This window comes from Microbacterium paludicola (genome assembly GCF_015235415.1).
GTDB lineage: Bacteria > Actinomycetota > Actinomycetes > Actinomycetales > Microbacteriaceae > Microbacterium > Microbacterium paludicola.
Map to the genome: position 1 here is coordinate 22,608 of NZ_JADGLL010000009.1, position 16,348 is coordinate 38,955.

Annotated in this window: 18 protein-coding genes and 3 tRNA genes; 6 read left to right on the plus strand and 15 right to left on the minus strand. The window is 70.8% G+C overall.

Going from position 1 to position 16,348, the window contains the following annotated elements; genetic code table 11:
* Window positions 1-14 precede the first annotated feature (14 nt).
* Together IR155_RS05810 and IR155_RS05815 are read left to right on the plus strand one after the other, a co-directional pair.
* Complete coding sequence (locus tag IR155_RS05810; RefSeq protein WP_135113884.1) at window positions 15-1,214, plus strand: pyridoxal phosphate-dependent aminotransferase; 1,200 nt, start codon at window positions 15-17, stop codon at window positions 1,212-1,214.
* 67 nt (window positions 1,215-1,281) lie between these two features.
* Entirely contained in the window at window positions 1,282-2,742 is a 1,461-nt protein-coding gene (locus IR155_RS05815; RefSeq protein ID WP_135113885.1) for an MATE family efflux transporter, read from the plus strand.
* 25 nt (window positions 2,743-2,767) lie between these two features.
* On the opposite strand, the gene IR155_RS05820 is transcribed toward IR155_RS05815, so the two are convergent.
* Genes IR155_RS05820 through IR155_RS05835 form a run of 4 tightly spaced genes read right to left on the minus strand, consistent with a single transcriptional unit; the run spans window position 2,768 to window position 5,635 of the window.
* Window positions 2,768-3,907 carry a UDP-N-acetylmuramate dehydrogenase gene (locus IR155_RS05820; RefSeq protein ID WP_135113886.1) on the minus strand — a complete coding sequence of 380 codons (1,140 nt, stop codon included), beginning with the start codon at window positions 3,905-3,907 and terminating at the stop codon, window positions 2,768-2,770.
* Window positions 3,907-4,311: a MaoC/PaaZ C-terminal domain-containing protein gene (locus tag IR155_RS05825; RefSeq protein WP_135113887.1), complete on the minus strand. Its 405-nt coding sequence runs from the start codon at window positions 4,309-4,311 to the stop codon at window positions 3,907-3,909. The genes IR155_RS05820 and IR155_RS05825 overlap by 1 nt, the downstream gene beginning before the upstream one ends.
* Window positions 4,308-4,754, minus strand: a complete 447-nt coding sequence (locus IR155_RS05830; RefSeq protein ID WP_135113888.1) for an FAS1-like dehydratase domain-containing protein — start codon at window positions 4,752-4,754, stop codon at window positions 4,308-4,310. Before IR155_RS05830 ends, IR155_RS05825 begins: the two co-directional genes overlap by 4 nt.
* 38 nt (window positions 4,755-4,792) lie before the next feature.
* A complete protein-coding gene (locus tag IR155_RS05835; protein ID WP_135113889.1) occupies window positions 4,793-5,635 on the minus strand; it encodes a class I SAM-dependent methyltransferase in 843 nt (280 codons plus the stop codon).
* Between the two features lie 228 nt (window positions 5,636-5,863).
* Here IR155_RS05835 and IR155_RS05840 point away from each other — a divergent pair, with 228 nt between their 5' ends.
* Entirely contained in the window at window positions 5,864-6,349 is a 486-nt protein-coding gene (locus tag IR155_RS05840; protein ID WP_135113890.1) for an FBP domain-containing protein, read from the plus strand.
* Between the two features lie 7 nt (window positions 6,350-6,356).
* Here the strand turns inward: IR155_RS05840 and IR155_RS05845 are convergent, their stop codons facing one another.
* Both IR155_RS05845 and IR155_RS05850 read right to left on the minus strand, forming a co-directional pair.
* Window positions 6,357-7,343 carry a malate dehydrogenase gene (locus IR155_RS05845; RefSeq protein ID WP_135113891.1) on the minus strand — a complete coding sequence of 329 codons (987 nt, stop codon included), beginning with the start codon at window positions 7,341-7,343 and terminating at the stop codon, window positions 6,357-6,359.
* Window positions 7,344-7,418: 75 nt separating this feature from the next.
* Window positions 7,419-8,222: a sulfite exporter TauE/SafE family protein gene (locus IR155_RS05850; protein ID WP_135113892.1), complete on the minus strand. Its 804-nt coding sequence runs from the start codon at window positions 8,220-8,222 to the stop codon at window positions 7,419-7,421.
* A gap of 126 nt (window positions 8,223-8,348) precedes the next feature.
* On the opposite strand from IR155_RS05850, the gene IR155_RS05855 reads away from it, so the two are divergent.
* Together IR155_RS05855 and IR155_RS05860 are read left to right on the plus strand one after the other, a co-directional pair.
* A complete protein-coding gene (locus IR155_RS05855) occupies window positions 8,349-9,497 on the plus strand; it encodes a zinc-dependent alcohol dehydrogenase (protein WP_135113893.1) in 1,149 nt (382 codons plus the stop codon).
* Between the two features lie 23 nt (window positions 9,498-9,520).
* Window positions 9,521-10,087, plus strand: coding sequence for a hypothetical protein (locus tag IR155_RS05860; RefSeq protein ID WP_135113894.1), 567 nt, complete (start codon window positions 9,521-9,523; stop codon window positions 10,085-10,087).
* Between the two features lie 18 nt (window positions 10,088-10,105).
* Here the strand turns inward: IR155_RS05860 and IR155_RS05865 are convergent, their stop codons facing one another.
* The 9 genes from IR155_RS05865 to IR155_RS05905 all read right to left on the minus strand — a co-directional run bounded on the left by IR155_RS05865 (window position 10,106) and on the right by IR155_RS05905 (window position 15,629).
* Window positions 10,106-10,306, minus strand: coding sequence for a hypothetical protein (locus IR155_RS05865; protein ID WP_135113895.1), 201 nt, complete (start codon window positions 10,304-10,306; stop codon window positions 10,106-10,108).
* 82 nt (window positions 10,307-10,388) lie between these two features.
* On the minus strand, window positions 10,389-10,955 hold the full coding sequence (locus IR155_RS05870) for a YceI family protein (protein ID WP_135113896.1): 567 nt from the start codon (window positions 10,953-10,955) through the stop codon (window positions 10,389-10,391).
* Window positions 10,956-11,114: 159 nt separating this feature from the next.
* Window positions 11,115-11,188, minus strand: a tRNA-Met gene (locus IR155_RS05875).
* Between the two features lie 28 nt (window positions 11,189-11,216).
* Window positions 11,217-11,288: transfer RNA gene (locus IR155_RS05880), tRNA-Thr, on the minus strand.
* Window positions 11,289-11,369: 81 nt separating this feature from the next.
* Window positions 11,370-12,560 (minus strand): M23 family metallopeptidase, encoded by a 1,191-nt coding sequence (locus IR155_RS05885; protein WP_228066707.1) that lies wholly within the window; start codon window positions 12,558-12,560, stop codon window positions 11,370-11,372.
* 324 nt (window positions 12,561-12,884) lie between these two features.
* Window positions 12,885-13,676 carry an inositol monophosphatase family protein gene (locus IR155_RS05890; protein WP_135113898.1) on the minus strand — a complete coding sequence of 264 codons (792 nt, stop codon included), beginning with the start codon at window positions 13,674-13,676 and terminating at the stop codon, window positions 12,885-12,887.
* A gap of 45 nt (window positions 13,677-13,721) precedes the next feature.
* A complete protein-coding gene (locus tag IR155_RS05895) occupies window positions 13,722-14,798 on the minus strand; it encodes a hypothetical protein (protein ID WP_135113899.1) in 1,077 nt (358 codons plus the stop codon).
* 140 nt (window positions 14,799-14,938) lie between these two features.
* Window positions 14,939-15,020: transfer RNA gene (locus IR155_RS05900), tRNA-Tyr, on the minus strand.
* 117 nt (window positions 15,021-15,137) lie between these two features.
* A complete protein-coding gene (locus IR155_RS05905; protein ID WP_135113900.1) occupies window positions 15,138-15,629 on the minus strand; it encodes an FBP domain-containing protein in 492 nt (163 codons plus the stop codon).
* A 114-nt stretch (window positions 15,630-15,743) separates the two neighbouring features.
* On the opposite strand from IR155_RS05905, the gene IR155_RS05910 reads away from it, so the two are divergent.
* Window positions 15,744-16,232 (plus strand): YajQ family cyclic di-GMP-binding protein, encoded by a 489-nt coding sequence (locus tag IR155_RS05910; RefSeq protein ID WP_135113901.1) that lies wholly within the window; start codon window positions 15,744-15,746, stop codon window positions 16,230-16,232.
* Window positions 16,233-16,348 lie beyond the last annotated feature (116 nt).

Genomic DNA, 16,348 nt, shown 5'->3' on the forward strand with positions numbered 1-16,348 from the left:
CTACGCTCGTGCGTGTGACCGACCGCGCCCCCCTCTCCCGCAAGCTCTCCGCTATCGCCGAATCCGCCACGCTGAAGGTGGATGCAAAGGCGAAGGCCCTCAAGGCCGAGGGAAAGGCCGTCATCTCGTACGCCGCCGGGGAGCCCGACTTCGCGACGCCCGCGTTCGTCGTCGATGCGGCCGCCGAGGCGCTGAAGGACCCGGGAAACTTCCGGTACACCCCGGCCGCCGGCCTCCCCGCGCTGCGCGAGGCGATCGCGGCGAAGACGCTTCGCGACTCGGGCCTGGACGTCCCCGCGTCGCGCGTCGTCGTCACCAACGGCGGCAAGCAGGCGGTGTACCAGGCGTTCCAGGCGGTCGTGAACCCCGGCGACGAGGTGCTGCTGCCCGCGCCGTACTGGACCACCTACCCCGAGGCGATCCGCCTCGCCGACGGCGTTCCCGTCGAGGTGTTCGCGGGCGCCGACCAGGACTACAAGGTCACCGTCGACCAGCTCGAGGCTGCGCGCACCGACCGCACGACCGTGCTGGTGTTTGTATCCCCGTCGAACCCGACCGGATCCGTCTACACGCCGGAGGAGACGAAGGCGATCGGCGAATGGGCGCTCGCCCATGGCATCTGGGTGATCAGCGACGAGATCTACCAGAACCTCGTCTACGAGGGCGCCCGCGCCATGTCGATCGTCGAGGCCGTCCCCGAGCTCGCCGAGCAGACCATCCTGCTCAACGGCGTCGCGAAGACCTATGCGATGACCGGATGGCGCGTGGGCTGGATGGTGGGGCCCGCCGATGCGATCTCGCTCGCGGCGAACCTGCAGTCGCACCTGTCGAGCAACGTCAACAACGTCGCCCAGCGCGCGGCCCTCGCCGCCCTGACGGGCTCGCAGACGGATGCCGAGGAGATGCGCGTGGCGTTCGACCGCCGCCGCCGCCTGATCGTCGGAGAGCTGTCGAAGATCCCCGGCGTCGAGGTGCCGAACCCGCTGGGTGCGTTCTACGTGTACCCCGACGTGCGCGGCCTGCTGGGCCGCGAGTGGGCCGGCCGCACGCCGGCCACGTCGCTGGAGCTCGCCGACCTCATCCTCGACGAGGCCGAGGTCGCGGTCGTGCCCGGCGAGGCGTTCGGCCCCAGCGGCTACCTGCGCCTGTCGTACGCCCTGGGCGACGACGCCCTGCTCGAGGGCGTGCAGCGCCTGCAGCGCCTGTTCAGCTGACAACTCTTCCGCACGGTCGTCCGCGTCCGCGGGCGGCCGTGCGCCGTACCATCCTCATCGGAGAGACATGGCTCGTTCCCTGATCACGGGCACCCCGTGGCGTGTCATCCTGCTGTACTCGGTGCCGCTGCTGCTGGGAAACATCGTGCAGCAGGCGTATCAGATCGCCGACACGATCGTCGTCGGCCGCTACCTCGGTGTCGACTCCCTCGCCGCCGTCGGCGCGACGGGAAGCCTGCTGTTCCTGCTGCTCGGATTCGCGTGGGGCCTCACAAGCGGCTTCGCCATCCCCACCGCGCAGGCGTTCGGGGCGCAGGATGACGCCGCCGTGCGCCGCTCGGTCGCGGCCGGGACGATCCTGACCGCGATCGTCACTGTGATCATCACCGTGGGTGCCCCGCTCATCGCGGCCCCCGCGCTCGCGCTGATGCAGACGCCCGCCGAGCTCATGGACGAGGCGACCGTGTTCACGCAGATCAGCTTCCTGGGCGCCGCCGGGATGATGTTCTTCAACTACCTCTCGGCGATCATCCGCGCCATCGGCGACTCGCGCACGCCGCTGGTGTTCCTCACTGTCTCGTGCGTGCTGAACATCGCGCTCGTCCTGCTGTTCGTCGGCGTGCTCGACTTCGGCGTGGCCGGTGCGGCGCTGGCGACGGTGCTTGCGCAGAGCGTGTCGGTGCTGCTGTGCCTCGACTACGTGCGGCGCCGCCTGCCGGTGCTTCACGTGCGACGCGAGGACTGGCGCGCGGCACGCGATGATCTGCGCGAGCACCTGCGCCTCGGCCTGCCGATGGGCTTCCAGGCGTCGATCATCGCGATCGGCACGATCACGGTGCAGGTCGCGCTCAACACGCTCGGCACCGAGGCGGTGGCGGCGTACACGACCGCGTCGCGCATCGACAGCCTGGCGATCGCGCTGCTGCAGTCGCTGGGCCTCGCCGTGTCGATGTACGCGGCGCAGAACCTCGGCGCCCGCCGCCCCGACCGCATCCGTCGCGGCGTCTCGCAGGCGACCTGGCTCGCGGTGGCCGCGGCCGTGCTGCTTGGCCTGTTCATGATCCTCCTCGGCGCGCCCATCGTGCGGCTGTTCGTCGGGGACGGCGCGGACGCCGTCGTCGAGCTCGCGCACGGGATGCTGATCATCAACGGCGCCGCCTACTCGCTGCTCGGCGTGCTGTTCGTGATCCGCGGCGCCCTGCAGGGACTCGGCCACACGCTCATCCCGACGGTGACGGGCATCGTCGAGCTCGTGATGCGCACCGCCGCGGCGGTGGTGCTCGGCGGCGTGATGGGCTTCATGGGGGTCGCGCTCAGCAACCCGCTGGCCTGGCTCGGCGCCGTCGCACTGCTGATCCCGTCCTACGTGAGCGCGCACCGCAAGCTCGCGACCATGCGGGTGGAGCCGCGCGAGGTCACCCCCACGACGACGATCCCCGTGATCGGCCCCACCGACGGCTCGATGGTCGTCGACGCCGTCGTGACCTCGCCGATCCCGGTGATCCGCCGGATCCGCCGCCGCCGCTGACGGACGTCGCGAGCGACGGGATGGGCTAGAGCTCGACGCCGACGAGCACCGGCTCGGGCATCAGCACGATGCCGAACTCCGCGGCGACGCGGCTCTGCACAAAGCGGGCGAGCTCGCCGACCTCGCCGGCCGTGGCGCCGCCGCGGTTCGTGAGGGCGAGCGTGTGCTTCGTCGACAGCGATGCGCGCGAGCGCGGCAGCGAGAAGCCCTTCGGCAGCCCCGAGTTCTCGATCAGCCACGCGGCGCTGACCTTCACCTGCGTCTCGGTCCGCGCCGGCGGCGGGACGTAGCCGTCCCACTGCGACAGCGGGATGACCGACACCGCGTCGACCGTGGGCGTCATCGGCCACCGCGGGCATTCGGCGGGAAGAGTGCGGGAGACCGCCTCGGAGACGATCGGGTTGTTGAAGAAGGATCCGGCGCTGTGCGTGTCGTGATCCGGCTCGTTCAGCACCATCCCCTTGCTGCCGCGGATGGCGAGCACGGTCTCGCGGATCCAGGATCCGGACACCGCCTGATCCGGTGTCAGCCCGAGGGCCGACCGCAGGCGCGCATCCGCGACCGGGCGCGCCTCGTGCCCCACCCGCGCGAGGTCGATCGTGAGCGAGAGCACAACGGCCGAACGCGGCGCGACCGACCCGTAGTGGTGCTTGAGCACCGACGTTCGAGGCCCGAGGCCCAGCTCGGAGGCCGGCACCGTCGAGACGTCGCCGGTGGCCTCGTCGATGAGCTCGACCTCGACGAGCGTCTGCACGATCTCCTGGCCGTACGCGCCGACGTTCTGGATGGGGGCCGCTCCCGCGGTGCCGGGGATGCCCGACATCGCCTCGATGCCGGCGAGCCCCTGCGACACGGTCCACGCGACCAGCTCGTCCCAGTTCTGCCCGGCCTCCACGCGCAGCCGCACGAAGCCGTCCCGCGCACCCGGGATCTCCTCGAAGCCGGACGTCAGGATCCGGATCACCGTGCCGGGGAACGGCTCGTCTCCGGCGAGCAGGTTGGATCCGCCGCCGAGCACGAACCACGGCTCGTCGCCCGTCTCCCAGACGTCGCGGAGCGCCGCGACGAGTTCGTCGCGCGTGTGCGCGTCGACCATGCGCGCGGGCGCGGCACCCACGCGCAGCGTCGTCAGGTCCCGCAGCGGGATCGGGGCGACCTCGGGCATCACGCCCTCCGGACGCGCACCTGCGCCTTGCCGAGCACGCTGGTGCCGTCGAAGGTGACCGTGAGGTCGATGCGGGCGGTCTCGTCGTCGACCTGGCCGACCTTCGCCGAGACGGTCACATCCGCGCCGGTCTCGGCATCGACGACGACGGGCTTGCTGAAGTTCACGGCGTAGTCGACGATCCGGCCGGCATCGCCGAGCCACTCCCCGATCGTCGCGACCGCGAGGCCCATCGTGAGCATCCCGTGCGCGAGCACGCCGGCGAGGCCCACGCGGGCGGCGACGTCGTCGCGGTAGTGGATCGGGTTGAAGTCGCCCGACGCTCCCGCGTAGCGCACGAGCGACTCGCGGGTCAGGTGGACGGTGCGCTCGGCGATCACGTCGCCGACGGTGAGCTCGCTCACTCTTCTCCCCCGATCAGCAGCACGGACGTCGCCGTGACGATGTGGCCGCCCTCGGCGTCGAGGATCTCTGTCTCGCTCGTGACCATCGCCCCCGCGCCCATCGCGCGGACGCCCGTGACGGTCATCCGGCCCGTGACCTCGTCGCCGGCGACGATGGGCCGGGTCCAGCGGAAGCTCTGCTTCGCGTGGATCGTGCGCTCGAGCACGATGCCCGAGTCGGGCTCGGCGAGCAGCTGCTGCAGCGTCAGGTCCTGGATCACCATGGCGAATGTCGGTGGGGCTACGACGTCGGCGTAGCCGAGCGCGGCCGCGGCCTCCGGGTCGTGGTGCTCCGGCGCATCGGCGAAGACGGCGCGGGCGAACTCGCGCACCTTCTCGCGGCCGACCAGGTACGGCGGCGTCGGCGGGAACTCACGACCGAGCAGTTCGGGATTCACTGGCACCACCCGATCCTATCGACCGAGCGCTGGTCGCTCGCCGGTCAGGCGGGCTTGCGGGCGACGACCGTGAACGTGCTCGGCACGCGGTCGCGCTCGTCCTCGGGCCACGCGTAGCCGCCGGGCACCTCGACCATCCGGTCGCTGAAGCGCCACGGCAGGGTCGTGTCCTCGTCGAGCCGCAGGATCTGCAGCCCGGCGCCGATGAGCGCGTTCACGACCTCGGACAGCGGATGCGGCCACTCGTAGGTGCGGGTGCTGGCGAGGGTGCCGTCGCCGGCGTACGTGGTCTCCTCATCCCACTGCTGCGCCTGCCCGTTCGGGAAGTACCGGTATCGGATCTCGAGCCCCTCGGCGTTCTCGTCGAGCGAGTACAGCGCCGGATGCCCGTCGCGGATGTAGAACAGGCCACCCGCGCGAAGCAGCCCCGCGATTTGCGCGGCCCAGCGATCGAGATCGGCCAGCCAGCAGATCGTGCCGATGCTGGTGTAGACGAGGTCGAAGTCCCCGGTGACCGCCGCGCGGGCCTCCAGCACGTCGCTGTGCACCCACGTCGCGTCGGCCGCCTGGCGCTCGAAGAGGCGCGCGGCGGCGGCGAGCGCCTCGGGCGAGAAGTCGACGCCCGTCACGGTCGCGCCGGCCCGCGCGAGCGAGAGGGTGTCCGTGCCGATGTGGCACTGAAGGTGGCAGACGTCGAGGCCCGCCAGGGACGGAAGGAAGCGCTCGAGCGCGGCGAGGTCGTGCCGCACCACGTCGGACAGGTGCGTCGGGTCGTCGTACGCCTCGAGCCCGTACGCCTTCTCGTGAAGAGCCACCCGCTCCTCCCAGTTCGCGAGGTTCGCCTCGCGCGCCTCGTGCCACTCGACCGCCGCGTCTTCTCCTGCCATGCATCGAGCGTATGGCCAGGTGGAGCCCGTAAGCTGTCGCGCGTGTTCTGGATGGATCGAGGCCCCGTCGGGGCGGAGGAGGTCGTCGGCGCGTCCCGCGCCGGCAGGAGCTGACGCGCACCCTCGCGCGCTCCTCGGCTGAACCAGCCGCCCGGCTCCGGCCGTCCCCTTCCCGCCGCACGCGGCGACATCCGGGTGCTCCGCACCCTCACTCACAAGGACACATCCATGCTTCCCGTCACCGAGCGCGACATCCGCGCCTCCTTCGTCAACGCCAGCCGCAAGGAGGTCTCCGACCTCACCCTGCCCGCCGGCTTCGCCGACCTCGACTGGGATCGGCTCGACTACCTCGGCTGGTCCGACCCGAAGTTCCCGCGCCGCGCCTACGCGGTCGTCGAGCTCGACGGCCGGCTTGTCGGCATGCTGCTGCAGCAGGCCGAGCAGCGCACGTCGGCCCGGGCCCAGTGCTCGTGGTGCGAGGACGTCATGCTGACAAACGACGTGCAGTTCTTCGCCGCACGCAAGGCGGGGCCCGCCGGCCGCAAGGGCGACACCGTCGGCACGCTCGTGTGCGCGAACTTCGGCTGCTCGGCGGTGGTCCGCAAGCTCCCGCCGCTCGCCTACGAGGGGTTCGACCGCGAGGCCGCGCGCGACGAGCGCATCCGCCGCCTCGGCGAGCACGTCCGCGCGTTCGCGCGCGCCCTCGGCGCCTGAGGATCGCTCAGATCAGGCCGAGGGCGGCGACGGCATCGCGCTCCTCGATCAGCTCGGCGACGGACGCGTCGATCCGGGCCCGCGAGAAGTCGTCGATGTCGAGGCCGGGCACGATCCGCCACTCGCCGCCCTCGGCCGTGACCGGGAACGAGCAGACGAGCCCCTCCGGGACGCCGTACGAGCCGTCGGACGGCAGTGCGGCGGAGGTCCAGTCGCCCGGCGCCGTGCCGAGGGTCCAGTCCCGCACGTGGTCGATCACCGCGCTGGCGGCGGAGGCGGCCGACGAGGCCCCGCGCGCCTCGATGATCGCCGCGCCGCGCTTCGCGACGCCGGGGATGAAGTCGTCCTCGATCCAGGAGCGGTCGAGCCTGGCCGCCGCGGGCTCGCCCGCCACGAGCGCGTGGGTCAGGTCGGGGTACTGCGTGGCCGAGTGGTTGCCCCAGATGGCGACGCGCGACACGTCGGCCACCGGCACGCCGAGGTGCCCCGCCACCCGGCTGAGCGCGCGGTTGTGGTCGAGGCGCGTCATGGCGGTGAAGCGCCCGGCCGGCACGCTCGGCGCGTGCCGCTGCGCGATGAGCGCGTTGGTGTTGGCCGGGTTGCCGACGACGAGCACCCGCACATCGTCCGCGGCGGCGGCCTCGATCGCCGCGCCCTGCGGCCCGAAGATGCCGCCGTTCGCCTCGAGCAGGTCGCCGCGCTCCATCCCCGGCCCCCGCGGCCGCGCGCCCACCAGCAGCGCGATGTTCGTCCCGTCGAACGCGACGCGGGCATCGTGCGTGATGTCGACGCCCGCCAGCAGCGGGAACGCGCCGTCGTCGAGCTCCATGGCGGTGCCCTCGGCCGCCTTCAGGGCCTGCGGGATCTCCAGCAGCCGCAGCCGGACGGGCACATCCGGCCCGAGCATGTCTCCCGCGCCGATGCGGAACAGCAGCGCGTAGCCGATCTGACCGGCCGCGCCGGTGACCGTGACGGTGACGGGTGTGCGGGACATCGCGGATCCTCCTGAGGCCGGGCCGGATGCTCTCATCCTGCCCCGCCGCGTGCCGCCCGTCGAGGGCGGCGGAGGTCAGTCGTCCTTCGGCTTGCGGCTCGCGCGGATCGCGCGCTGCGTCATCTGCACGAGGATCAGCGTGAGGAACACGACGAACAGGATGTTCGCGAGCTGCGGGTCGATCGCACCGGCCGTCAGGGCGCCCAGCGGGGTGGTGACGCAGGCGGCGACGCCGATCCCGAGCCCGGCCACGAGATCGACGTTCTTGTGACGGATGTTCCCGATCGTGCCGGAGATCGTGGTCGGGATCATCATGAGCAGCGAGGTGCCCTTGGCGATCAGGTCGCTCGCCCCGAACAGCAGGATGAGCACCGGCACGACGACGATCCCGCCGCCGACGCCGATGAGGCCCGACATCACGCCCGTCACCAGGCCGGTCAGGACGAGGGCCGCGCCCGACCAGAAGGTGAGGTGCAGCTCGGCGTCGCGCGAGGGGATGACGAAGAACAGGCTGACCATCACCACGATCAGGAAGCCGACGAAGATCCACCGCAGCAGCGGCTCGGACAGGCGGTTCAGCAGGCGGGTGCCGAGCTGGGCGCCCACCACCGCACCCGCGGCGAGCAGCAGGGCGGCGATCCAGTCGACGTCGCCGTGCACGGCGTAGGTGATGACTCCCACCGCGGCGATGGGCATGATCGCGGCCGAGGAGGTTCCGGAGGCGAGGCGCTGCCCGAAGGCCGCCAGCATCACGAGCAGAGGGACGATCACCGTTCCGCCGCCGACGCCGAACAGTCCGGACAGGAACCCGGTGAGGAGGCCGATGCCCGCGTAGGTCAGCAGGGCACGGGGTCCGCGGGAGCGGAGGGCATCGATCACCGTGCCACCCTACCGGGCGGATGTGACGGTCCCGTTCATCGCACATCGTCTCCCGGAGGGCAAGAGCCTTGAGCGGATGATTCGCCCGCCGGACAGTGGACCAATACGAGCGAGACAGGAGGCGCGATGAAGGCGATGGTGTACCGCGGCCCGTACAAGGTGCGGGTGGAGGAGAAGGACATCCCCCCGATCGAGCATCCGAACGACGCGATCGTGCGCGTCACGCGCGCCGCGATCTGCGGCTCGGATCTTCACCTGTACCACGGCATGATGCCCGACACCCGGGTCGGCACCACGTTCGGGCACGAGTTCATCGGGGTCGTCGAGGAGGTGGGCCCGTCCGTCGAGAACCTGCAGGTGGGCGACCGCGTGATGGTGCCGTTCAACGTGTACTGCGGCTCGTGCTGGTTCTGCGCCCGCGGCCTGTACTCGAACTGCCACAACGTGAACCCGAACGCCACGGCGATCGGCGGGATCTACGGCTACTCGCACACGTGCGGCGGCTACGACGGCGGGCAGGCCGAGTACGTGCGCGTGCCGTTCGCGGATGTCGGCCCGAGCGTCATCCCCGAGTGGCTCGACGACGACGACGCGCTGATGCTCACCGATGCCCTGCCGACGGGATACTTCGGCGCGCAGCTCGGCGACATCGCCGAGGGAGACACGGTCGTGGTGTTCGGCGCCGGCCCCATCGGGCTCTTCGCGGCGAAGTCGTCGTGGCTCATGGGCGCCGGCCGGGTGATCGTCGTCGACCACCTGGAGAACCGCCTCGCCAAGGCGCGCGAGTTCGCGCACGCCGAGACGCTGCACTTCGGTGAGCACGACGACATCGTGGTCGCGCTGAAGAAGGCGACGGATCATCTCGGGGCGGATGTCGCGATCGATGCGGTCGGGGCGGAGGCCGACGGCAACCTCACCCAGCACATCACCGCGGCGAAGTTCAAGCTGCAGGGCGGCTCGCCCGTGGCGCTGAACTGGGCGATCGATTCCGTGCGGAAGGGCGGCAACGTCTCGGTCATGGGGGCGTACGGCCCACTGTTCTCGGCCGTGAAGTTCGGCGACGCGATGAACAAGGGCCTCACGCTGCGGATGAACCAGTGCCCCGTCAAGCGGCAGTGGCCGCGGCTGCTCGAGCACATCCGCAACGGCTACATCACGCCGAGCGAGATCATCACCCACCGGCTGCCGCTCGAGGACATCGCCGAGGGGTACCACATGTTCTCGGCGAAGCTCGATGGCTGCATCAAGCCCGTGATCGTGCCGAGCGCCGCCTGAGACGAGCGAGGAAGGAGAACGACATGCCGTACACCGCTGAGGACCCGAGGCACTGGTCTCCCGACGAGCTGCGCGCGCGCATCCCCGGCTGGGGCGTCGACGCCGACCCGGCCGACCGGCCGTCGTACCCGAAGCAGCGGTTCGCGCCCGGAGAGACCGGCGCGCACTGGGAGCTGCCCGAGCAGCAGCCCGAGCGCACGCCGCGGGAGAGGTCGATCGAGCATGCGCGGCTCACGCCGGTGTTCGGGACCGCCGCTCCCCTGCACGGGCTCTCTGGGGCGATCCGGCGCTTCGCGTACGCCCGGTTCAGCGAGGGCCGCGCCGCGCACTGGCTGCTGCTGATCGTCGGCGACCGCGTCGACGCCGTCGAGAGTCACCTGCTGTCGGTGGCGAAGGGACGGCCCGACAACCCGATCACGCAGACGGGCATCCTGAGCGAGGGGCGCCGCCACGGTGTCGCCTCGCGCTTCGGCACCCGGCGGGCGGACGTGAAGCACCACTGGCTGGATCCGATCATCGTGGCCGGGCCGTGGGTGCTCGCCGCCTGGAGCGTCGTCTCGCTCCTGCGGAGGACGATCGGCCGCCGCTGAGCGGTGGGGCCGACCGGATCAGGACGGATGCGGCCGCGCGCGGTCGTCTCCCTGATCGGCGTCGGCGTCGGCATCCGGATCCGTGAACCCGGCGAAGTCCGTCTCGCCGTGCTCGGTGGCGAGACGATCGGCGTCCTCGTGGTCGAGGTTCGCGGCCTCGCCCTGCGCGCCGCCGTCTGATCCGTGGTGGTCCGGGAGGTCCTCGTGTTCGGTGCTCATGCCGGCACGCTATGCGTGCGATGTCCCGATGTGGATGGGGTTGCCGCGAGAGGCCGGACGTGCAACCACAGTCCGGGTGGCCTCAGCCCTCCGCGGGGCCCTCGTCCTTCACGGCCGAGATCTCGAACTCGAGCGTGATCTTCTCCGACACGAGCACGCCACCAGTGTCGAGCGCCGCGTTCCACTCGAGGCCGAAGTCGCGGCGGTCGAGGCGTCGGGTGCCCTCGAAGCCGGCGCGCAGCTTGCCGAACGGGTCGCGCTCCACGCCCGTGAACGCCAGCGGGATCGTGACCTGGCGCGTGACGTCGCGGATCGTCAGGTCGCCGATCACGTTGAGCGCGTTCTCGTCGACCTCGTCGATCGCGGTGCTGCGGAACACGATCTCGGGGTAGGTCTCGACGTCGAAGAAGTCGGCGCTGCGCAGGTGCTCGTCGCGCTGCTTGCTGCGGGTGTCGATGCTGGCGGTCTGCACGCGCACCTCGACCCACGACTCCTCGGGGTTGTCGACATCCAGGTGGATGCGGCCGTCCACGTCGTTGAAGGCGCCGCGCACCTTCGTGACCATCGCGTGGCGGGCCGAGAACCCGATCCGGGTGTGATCGGGGTCGAACAGCCAGTCGCCGCTCAGGGAAGCGTCGAGTGCAGTCATCGTTCTCCTCGGGTGAGAATCCGTGCGCGCCCTTGCCGGCACGTCCGCCCAAGGCTATCGTGCACCGTCCCGCGATGTCCCGGGATTCAGTACGATGCCGCAGAAACGACAACACCTCCGAAATCCCTGATCGAATCAGGTTTCGGAGGTGTTGATCTGTAGCAGGAGCGGGGCTTGAACCCGCGACCTCACGATTATGAGTCGTGCGCTCTCACCAACTGAGCTACCCTGCCATTCGCATCTCGGTCGCAAGATGTCGAGAGCCCCGAGTCAGGATTGAACTGACGACCCCTTCCTTACCATGGAAGTGCTCTGCCACTGAGCTATCGGGGCGTGCTGCCCGCGCCGGGGCAACCACACGAGGATATCATCCTCAGGGCCAGGACTCGAAACGAGTCCCCGCCCGCGCGCGTCTCACTCGTCGGAGGCGCTCGCCACCTCTTCCTCGGCCGCGTCGGTCTTCGGGTAGTGCGTTCCGGCGTACTGCTCGAGCCACGGCATCGGGTCGATCGCCTGATTGTTCGGCAGGCGCAGCTCGAAGTGGAGGTGGGCGCCGAACGAGCGGCCCGTGTTGCCGACGAGGCCGATCACGTCGCCGACCTCAACCTGCTGGCCCTGACTGACGCGCAGCGAACCGTACTGCATGTGCGCGTAGTGGCTCGTGATCATCTCGCCGTCGATGACGTGGTCGATGTAGACGTTCACGCCGTAGGCGCCGCCCGACTCGGTGGCGATGCGCACCGTGCCGTCGGCGATCGCCTGCACGGGCGCCCCGTTGCCGGGCGTGAAGTCGATTCCCTCGTGGAGGCGACCCCAGCGCTGCCCGAACGAGTACGACTTGCTCGTGCCCAGGGCGATTGGCCACTGGATGTCGGCCGTCGGGTCGTTCACGTAGAAGGCGTTCGCCGTGTTGATGCCGGTGACCTCGGCGAGCTCGGCGAACGTGGCGGTCTCGTAACCGGCCGAGCTCTGCACCTCTGCGTTCTTCACCTCGGCGGGGGCGACGAAGGCCTGGATCTCCTGCTCCGTCTCGTCGGCGGCGGCGATCGAGACGCCTGCAGCGGCCGAGGCGCTCTTCGTGGGCGCGAGCGCGGAGAACGGAGTGGTCATCCCCACGGCGAGAAGTCCGACGACGCCGAAGGCGCTGATCGAGGCCGTGAGCGTGGCGACGCGGCGGACGGTGGCGGGCCGGCCGCGGTGCGCGGGGCGGGCCTTCGTCTGCGGAGCCGGGCGCGGCTCATCCGACGCGATCGGGGTCTCGCCCGTGAAGTTCAGGGCACGTGCCGCCTCGATGAAGAGATCGACGGGCTCGTCCGCCGGCTCTTCGGCCGTGGCGGCCTCGATGACCTCGGCCACAGGCTCCTCGGCGACGCGCGACGCCTCGGCCGCGGGCTGCTCCACGGCGGACTGCGTGACCGTCGGCTCGTCGGCGATGGCGGGCTTCGCGGCGGCGGGTTCCTCAGTCGAGAGGAACGGCAGGTGCAGCACGGGCTCGCTCGGCACGGGGACCGCAGGCACGGCCGCGGCGGAGCGCACGCGCGAGGACCGGCGAGTGAGGGGCGCGACCTCGGCGAGCATCTCGGGCAGGGGCTCCGAGGCGTTCATCGCGGTGTGCGGTGCGCGGGCGCGGAGCTCACGGCGCGACAGCGGCGCCTCGACTTCCGGGCGCGGCGCTGCGACGCGACGTGAGCGGCGCGTGGGCGCGGACTCAGACGGGGGGACGTCGAAGGGCACAGAGAGACTTTCGGGTTGGTGCGCCGAGGCACTTTGGGGAGGGTCGGCGAGGGGCACGGGTTCATCGTCGTCCGTCTCGGGTGACAGAGTAACGATTGGGTAAACACTAACCGGTTGCGACTGAAAACGCCATGTGCGGCACTCCCTGTGGGCGGGACCGGAGTCGGCAGCCCGCTGTGGACGACCGATCGGGCGTCATCCGAGGATCCGTTCGCGCAGACGCTCATAGAGTTCTGGCCCGCCGGTGATCGCCAGGTGCCGGCCGAACTCGTCGGGCGCGAACCAGCCGGTGCGCCCGCCCGCCTCGTCGACCAGCAGCCGCCCCGCGGCGATGTCCCACGGTCGCAGTCCGCGCTCGAAGTACCCGTCGAGGCGCCCCGCCGCGACGAACGCGAGGTCGAGCGACGCGGCGCCGATCCGGCGGATGTCGCGCGCGAGCGGCATTGCACGCCGCAGCGTCTCGAGGTCGCCGGTGTGAGTGCGCGGGTCGTAGCCGAGCCCGGTTCCGAGCAGCGCTCCCGCCGGCGCGTCCGTGTTCACCTGCAGCCGGATGTCGCCCAGCCAGGCCCCCTCGCCCTCCGCCGCGCGGAACGTCTCGCCGAGGGTGGGAGCGTGAACGACGCCGGCGAGCGCGCGCCACTCCCCCGGGTCGACCGAGCCGCTCACCGCGGCGATCGAGACGGCCCAGGACGGGATCCCGAACGCGTAGTTGACGGTGCCGTCGATCGGATCGACCACCCAGGTGATGCCGCTCGTGCCCTCCGCGTCTCCCGACTCCTCGCCGAGGAACCCGTCCTCGGGCCGCGCCGCCGCGAGGCGGCTGCGGATGAGGGCCTCGACCTCGCGGTCGGCCTCGGTGACGATATCGGCGAGCGTCGACTTCGAGGCCGCGATCGCGACCCCCGCGACGCGTCGGCGGTGGGCGAGCTCGCCCGCCTCCTCGGCGATGGCGCGGGCGATCTCCTGGAGTTCGAGCGGCGAGGTCATGCCTTCACGGTATCGGGGCCGGATGACGGCCCTCCGTGCGGGCGCTCAGCGCGGCGGCATATGCCCGCCCCGGTCACCCGGGTACGGCGGGACCGGCGGGACCGGGGGCTGCGGCGCCTGAGGCACCGGCGGCACGGGCGCCGGAGCCTGCTGCGCGGGCGGCTGCTGCTGCATGGGCGACTGCGGAGCCGAGGTGGGCGTCTGGAACACCGTGGGGACACCCGTGTAGTAGGCGTTCCAGTCGGGGGAACCGTCGGGCATCACCGGAAGCGGCGTGCGACCGTCGGCGTAGGTCGGCCACTGCTGAAGCTGCGGCGCCGCCTGCGGCACGCCGTAGCCCGGTGCCGCGGCGTACGGGGCGGGGCGCGGCTTCTTCGGAGCGAACAGGGCGTTCAGCAGCGGGATCATCAGCGTGCCCACGACGGCGAGGATCGCGAGGGCGACCACCACCCGCCAGTAGAACTCGTGGAAGTCGAACGTGTCGGCGAAGGCGAGGAAGAAGAGGAGCATCAGCACCAGAGCGCCGGTGAGCGCGGTCGTGGCGATCGTGATGGCTCGGGTGAACGTGGTGACGTGGCGCTGGTGCGCCTTCCACAGGAAGTGCTGCGTCCACACCGCGAGCTGCACGAGACCGATCGCGAGCAGGAGATGCCAGATGCGCTCGGCGACGTTCTCGTCGGTGTAGGTGTCGCCGAAGTCGGTTTCGACCACCTCGAAAGGCGCCCAGATCTTCACGGCGCCGACGAGCAGCACGAGCACCCAGCCGACCATGCTGGCGAGCACGAGCCACGGGGGCCGCCGCTCGGCGAGGCTCGCCTCAAGCAGCACGCAGGCCGAGAATCCGGCGAGGAGCACGATGGTGGCGAGGAGCACGATGGTGAGGAACGCGCGCCCGACGAGCTCGTTGCCCTGCGGGCCGATCAGCACCCACACGACGCAGACGATGGCCGCCGCGATCAGCGCGCCGATCGCGATCCAGATCGCGCCGCGCAGCACCTTCGGCATGCCGGGCACCTGCGGGCGTCCGGGCTCGGCGGCGGGCGCGGTGCCCTGAGCGGGTGCCTGATGCGGCGCCTGCTGCTGCGGCGCCGGCTCGTACGGCGCACCGTTCGGTGTCGACATGGAGATCCCCCTTCTCGATGCGGACCAGCGGCCCTGCGGGATCATCCTGGCACGGGGCGAGCGCGCGCCGACAGGACGGTGGACAGCCCGGTGCCGGGAACGACGAAACCCCCAGGTCTCCCTGGGGGCTTCGATCGGTGTGGCAAGTGAGGGATTCGAACCCCCGAAGCATGACGCGGCTGATTTACAGTCAGCTCCCTTTGGCCGCTCGGGCAACTTGCCAGGCGTACCCGACCGACTTATCCAGCCGACCGGAGACGCGTGTCAATGTTACCTGCACCTTGCCGTGCACTGAAATCCAGCCCCTCGCCCCGGGCGCGGCGCGATCCTGCGTCGGTGTCAGGCGGCCTTCGCCAGCACCCGCTCGACGAAATCGCGCGTGCGGCGCTTGGTTCCGTCGATCTTCATGTCGACGCTCGTGCGGTACTCGTTGGGGGCGAGCGGCAGGGCCAGGCGCACGTTCTCGTGGCACGACAGATCGGCGCAGATGTAGGTGCCGACGCTGTCGCCGTGCTCCCCCGCGCTTCCCGCCTTCCGCGCGGTGAACAGCGCCACCTGGTTGCCCGGCTGCATCGTGCGGCAGATGTTGCAGAACGCCGAGCGCGCGTTCGACGCCCCGTCGGCCGCGCGCAGCACGACGCCCGCGAGTTCACCGTCGATCTCGGCCACGATGTAGCCGCGGCTGCGCGTGCGGGGGTCGCGCCAGGCGAGGAAGTCGAGGTGATCCCACTCCGTGAGCAGGAAGTCGTGGGGAAGGGCGATCGCGGACGCGTCGGTCCGCTCGGCGTTGACGAACGACTCGCGGATCTCCGCCTCGGTGAGCGCGCGCATGCAAACCTCCCGGATGTCTGCCGGATCCGCCGTCGCGCGGATCCCTGACGAGTCTACGAATCCCTGACGACGTGGGGCCTCGGCTGGGCGACGCGACGCAAGTAGGCTGGCGCCATGGCTGACAGTTCTTTCGACATCGTGTCCAAGGTCGACAAGCAGGAGGCGGACAACGCCCTCAACCAGGCCCGCAAGGAGGTCGAGCAGCGCTACGACTTCAAGGGAACGGATGCGTCGATCGCCTGGAGCGGCGAGCAGATCCTGATCACCGCCAACAGCGAGGAGCGCGCCAAGGCGGTGCTCGACGTGTTCCAGTCGAAGCTCATCAAGCGCGGCATCTCGCTGAAGAGCCTCGAGTCGGGCGAGCCGACCCCGAGCGGCAAGGAGTTCAAGCTCGTCTCCAGCCTCAAGGACGGCATCTCGCAGGAGAACGCGAAGAAGATCGGCAAGATCATCCGCGACGAGGCCCCGAAGGGCGTCAAGTCGCAGATCCAGGGCGACGAGCTGCGCGTGTCGAGCAAGAGCCGCGACGACCTGCAGGAGGTCATCCGCCTCCTCAAGGCCGCCGATCTCGACATCGATCTGCAGTTCATCAACTACCGCTGATCCCACCGGCGAAGCCCGGCCGGGATGGCCCCGCGTACGAGCGCCACTGAGCGGCACGACGCCGGGCTGCACCCTGCTGGGCCTGCCTCTGCTCGCGTAGAATGACGAGGATCTGA